This is a genomic window from Bacillus sp. FJAT-42315, assembly GCF_002797375.1.
Lineage (GTDB): Bacteria > Bacillota > Bacilli > Bacillales > Domibacillaceae > Bacillus_CE.
This window is the reverse complement of sequence record NZ_KZ454941.1, coordinates 2,689,080-2,693,966: the sequence shown is the minus strand read 5'-3', so window position 1 is coordinate 2,693,966 and position 4,887 is coordinate 2,689,080. Positions and strand designations below refer to the sequence as shown.

At 37.7% G+C, this 4,887-nt stretch carries 5 protein-coding genes and 1 pseudogene; 1 reads left to right on the top strand and 5 read right to left on the bottom strand.

All coding sequences use genetic code 11. From position 1 onward, the window contains the following. Both CEF22_RS13175 and CEF22_RS13170 read right to left on the bottom strand, forming a co-directional pair. A pseudogene (locus CEF22_RS13175) lies at positions 1–342 on the bottom strand (hypothetical protein); the annotation flags it as partial. Continuing rightward, positions 339–821, bottom strand: coding sequence for an RNA polymerase sigma factor (locus CEF22_RS13170; protein ID WP_100403227.1), 483 nt, complete (start codon positions 819–821; stop codon positions 339–341). The gene CEF22_RS13170 and the pseudogene CEF22_RS13175, both read right to left, overlap by 4 nt. Positions 822–1,023: 202 nt before the next feature. Here CEF22_RS13170 and CEF22_RS13165 point away from each other — a divergent pair, with 202 nt between their 5' ends. After that, a complete protein-coding gene (locus CEF22_RS13165) occupies positions 1,024–2,178 on the top strand; it encodes a saccharopine dehydrogenase family protein (RefSeq protein WP_100403226.1) in 1,155 nt (384 codons plus the stop codon). A gap of 116 nt (positions 2,179–2,294) precedes the next feature. Here CEF22_RS13165 and CEF22_RS13160 read toward each other — a convergent pair whose 3' ends face one another. The 3 genes from CEF22_RS13160 to CEF22_RS18545 all read right to left on the bottom strand — a co-directional run. Further along, entirely contained in the window at positions 2,295–3,461 is a 1,167-nt protein-coding gene (locus CEF22_RS13160; RefSeq protein ID WP_100403225.1) for a Ger(x)C family spore germination protein, read from the bottom strand. Between the two features lie 29 nt (positions 3,462–3,490). Then, positions 3,491–4,657, bottom strand: coding sequence for a Ger(x)C family spore germination protein (locus tag CEF22_RS13155; RefSeq protein ID WP_100403224.1), 1,167 nt, complete (start codon positions 4,655–4,657; stop codon positions 3,491–3,493). Next, positions 4,654–4,887: spore germination protein (locus CEF22_RS18545; protein WP_198508070.1), on the bottom strand; the 234-nt coding region annotated here is incomplete at its 5' end. The genes CEF22_RS18545 and CEF22_RS13155, both read right to left, overlap by 4 nt.

The window sequence follows — 4,887 nt, the reverse complement described above, 5'->3', positions numbered from 1 at the left end:
TAGTGCTTGAAATGCTAGACTAGACACCGCATTAATTCTCTCCCCACGATCGCCAATTCCGTAATAAAGGGCTGAAAAAATACTACCGACAAGGTACACAAACACAACAATACCGAGCAGAAAAGATAGTTGATTCCAACGCTGTTTCCACTTCGCTTTTCGTAAGATGTTTCTCTCGTTTGGTAAAGCTGGTATAGGCTCGTTCTTTTCGGTCATATCGATATAATTCTGGCAGTGGATACATGTTTCGATATGTTCAATTAACTGTTGGTCTTCTTCTTGTGAAAGTTCCTCCTTTTTTAATAAACTTCGAAAATGTTGGCATGAATCTTTTTCCATCAATCTTCTTCCCCCAGTCTTTTTCTTACCTCTTTTCTAGTACGATGCAAAATGACTTTTACGTTCGCGGTGGTCAAGTTTAAAAACTCAGCAATTTCCTCATAAGAAAACCCATAATAATCACGTAGTAAAATAGCATGCCTTTTCGTTAAAGGAAATTGCTGGAGAATAAGAAGCCAGTCATTAATTTTTGCTTGAGTCAAAACAGTTTGTTCAGTACTCTGAACAGTTGGTAGCATCGTTTCTGTCATTTCTTGTTGGTACCGCTTCTTTTCGCTTCGTGTCCAGTCAATAAATGCGTGATAAGCAATTTTAAATAGCCATGGCTTAGGATTTTCACCCTGATAACTGTCCAGATGAATATAAGCACGGTAAAAGGTTTCTTGCAAAAGCTCCTCAGCGACATGAGAATTACGGGAAAGAGAGAGAAGGTAAGTATATAAACCTTGAAAATAAGTGCGATATAAATCTTCAATCGACATCGATCAACCTCCCTCATTAACATAACGGAAAGAACGACGAAAGGTTACATTTTTCAGAAATGTTTTTTTAGGTTTGTTAAAGAGAAATAACTGGGAATAAGTAAGTATATACTTTAATAGGGAAGGACTAAAGTCGATTCTCACATTAGAATAACTGAACGACGCAACAATAAACACTTCCGAAAATAAAGGAGGAATTTATATGCGCGTATTAGTGTTAGGAGCAGGGTTAATGGGGAAGGAGGTGGCGAGGGATTTAGTGAATAGTGAACGGGTGTTGAAGGTGACACTTGCTGATATGGATATGGAAAAAGCGAAAAAAATCTGTAGTAGCTTACAGTCGTCGAAGCTAGGAGTAGCATTTGTGAATGCAACAAAAGAGGAACAATTAATTCATATGATGGGCAGACATGATATTGTAGTGAATGCTCTTTTTTACTCTTTTAATGAAAGTGTAGCGAAGGCAGCTATTTCGGCAGGTGTGCATTGTGTCGATCTCGGTGGTCATATTGGTCATGCAACGGATCGTGTATTAAAGCTTCATGATCAAGCAAAGGCAGCGGGAGTGACGATCATTCCTGATCTTGGGGTGGCACCTGGTGCGATCAATATTTTATCGGGATATGGTGCTAGCCAATTAGATGAAGTGAAAGAGATAAAATTATATGTTGGCGGGATTCCGTTGAGGCCATCACCACCGCTTGAGTATAATCATGTCTTTTCAATGGAAGGGGTATTCGATCATTACACCGATCCGTCCTTTATTATTCGTGATGGAAAAAAGCAAGAGGTTGCTTCTTTATCAGAAATCGAGACGGTTTATTTTGAGAAATTCGGTCCGTTAGAAGCGTTCCATACCGCTGGAGGAACATCCACTTTAGCTTATTCTTATCCCGATTTAGATGGTTTAGAGTACAAAACGATTCGCTACCCCGGCCATGCAGAAAAATTCCAGTTACTTGTCGACTTGAACTTAACACGCAATGATTATTTTGTGGAAGTCAATGGCCAGACAGTAAAACCTAGAGATGTCCTTTTGAAGGTGCTAGCTCCGATTGTCGATCTAAAAGATGGGGAAGATGTCGTTTTGTTAAGCGTATTAACAAAGGGAGAAAAAGAAGGGAAAATGACTGGTTATTGTTACGAAATGATTACCTATAAAGATCAAAAGAATCAAGTCACTGCGATGGCGAGAGCAACAGCGACCACAATTTCCATCGCGGCGCAAATGATTGGAGATGGAATAATTACGAAGCGAGGGGTTTATCCCCCTGAACAAATTGTTCCTGGTGATATATATATAAAGGAGATGGAAAAACGAGGGGTAATGATTAAAGAAAAGGTGAATCATAAATAGAGGATTATCAAAAAATGCCCTTGTTTATCCGGCATTAACGGGCAGTAAGATCCCCGCCGAGCAACAAAGCTATTTAGGTGGGGGATCAACTGTCCGTACATACTTTTTATAGGTTGTTAAAGGGTTGGGAATTTTCTTTGTCGATCACTTCGTATCATTTTCACCTTAACCTGTATATCAGGTTGTTTTAAGCTGTTTTGTGTTAATGGGATTTTTCCGTCATCTTCTATTTTTGCCCATGTTTTAACATCCTCTCGATATAAAGTTTCAGATAGTCGGAATAAGTCAGAGCTTGTTTTTAAACCTTCTTTATATGCCGACATCACTTCTTGCTCCAGCGTCTTTTGAATTACTTTTTCTATTTCTTTAAGTTTTCGTTCAGTCGCAATTTCTTGTAATAAGACCGTTGCATCGATTGATAGTTTGAAATGAACATCGCGTCCTTTTACTAAGGGCGTTTTTTTAATTTTTATTTTTTCAATTAATACACTAATATCTAATCCCTTCACTTTGATACTGAGTTCTGCCCTTTTTAAATCATTATTTAGCCATCTTAATCCTTTGATTTTTTCATAGGATATTATATCTTTTAATTTTTTTTCCGTGATCGATACGATACCAGCCATTTGAATGGCTGGTTTCATTCCTTCGTCAGATTTCCATGATTTTTTTACTGTTTTTACATAAGGAATAAACGTTTCATGAGGCGGTTCATGTAAGGCAATTAACAACTCTCTCATATCGACGGCTCTAATAAAAGAGCTTTGTTCGTACGAAGCCTCTGGTTGATTTAATTTAGTATAGGCTGTTGATGCTTTTAGAGAAGGAAGAGTAGTCATAATATCAAAAAGTGGTTCTTTAGTTACGAAAACGTACGTTCCATATCTAGTTTCACGGTAGCGATCAAACAAACTAATCGTTGCTTCTAAAGCTTTGTTTTTTAAAGCTTCTTCCGTAAGAATAAAAAAAGACAAGTGCCCCCAAAATAAACGACGTTGAGACGAACGGTAAATATCAAATATTGCTTCATTCACTGTTTTCCCGTTCCCTCTACCAACAACGATGGTCGTTTGTGTTACGTTTCCTGTGGATTCAGATTTAGCGATTAAACCAGGATTAAGCATTTGCAAATAGACAACGAACTCACCATCTTTATAATCGACGCCTAAACCTTGAATGTATACCATTCGTTCAGGTTCATTGGCATCCCAGCAGCCGGCTAGAGGAATCATCAATAGGAGAAAAGAGATACCAAGTAGTATATGTTTAACATAAAATCTCATGAAGAACCTCCTAGATTAGCTCCTAAAATTTAAATGGTTGGTAATCTTCTTTGTCGCTCGCCTCGGATCATTTTCACTTTAACCTGTATGTCAGATGGTCTTATACTGTCAGTTGTTAATGGGATTTTTCCATTTTTATTTATTTTCTTCCACGCTTGAACATCCTCTCGATACAAAGTTTCAGATAGTCGAAAAAGGTCAGAATCGGTTTTTAATCCTTCTTTATATACTGCGATTACTTCTTGTTTTATCACTTTTTCAGCTGATTTTTCTATTTCATTGAGTTTTCGTTCAGTCGCAATTTCTCGTAATAAGACGGTCACATCGATGGATAGTTTGAAGTGAATATCATTGCCTTTCACTATTGGCTTTTTCTTAGCTTTGACTTTTTCCACTAATAAACTAATATCTAGTTCCTTCACTTTGATACTGAGTTCTGCCCTTTTTAAATCATTATTTAGCCATCTTAACCCCTTCATATTTTCGTAGGATATTACATCTTTTAATTTTTTCGTCGTTATGGATGCGATGCCGGCCATTTGAATGGCTGGTTTCATTCCTTCGTCAGATTTCCATGATTTCTTTGTAATTTCTACATAAGGAATAGTCGTTTCATGAGGTGGTTCATTTAAGGCAATTAATAACTCTCTCATATCAACGTGTTTAACAAAGGAGCTTTGTTTGTACGAAGCCTCTGGTTCGTTTAATTTAGTGTAAGCAGTTGATGCTTTTAAAGCGGGAAGGGTAGTCATCATATCGAATAGTGGCTCTTTCGTTGCGAATATGTCTATTCCATATCTAGTTTCACGATAGCGATCAAACAAATCAATTGTTTTTTCTAACGCTTTGTTTTTTAAAGCTTCTTCCGTAAAAATAAAAAAAGACAAGTGCCCCCAAAACAAACGGCGTTGAGATGAACGGTACACGTCGAATGCTGCCTCATTCACTGTTTTTCCGCTGCCTCTGCCAACAACGACAGTAGATTGTTGCACGCCGCTTGTTGCTTCAGACTTAGCAATTAAACCAGGATTAAGCATTTGCAAATAGACAACGAACTCGCCATCTTTATAATCGACACCTAATCCTTGAATATACACCATTCGTTCGGGTTCATTGGCATCCCAACAGCCGGCTAAAGGGAGAAGAGATATGAAGAAGGTTGTGCATAGGAGTACATATTTAACATACAGTTTCATGAAGAACCTCCTTGCTTTGTCTTGTCTTTAGGGTTCGTGGAATTTGGTCTTTTATTATCTAGTTGAGCTGGTAACTTAATAAAAGCTTTCAAAGTGTTCTTTAGGCTCATTTCACTAGCTACTTGCAAATAGGGAACACCAAAAGAGTGAAACTTAGCAATGTATGTACCTACAAAGAAAACAGAAACAAAGAAACCAAATAGACCGAAGAAGGCAACGAAAGCAATGAC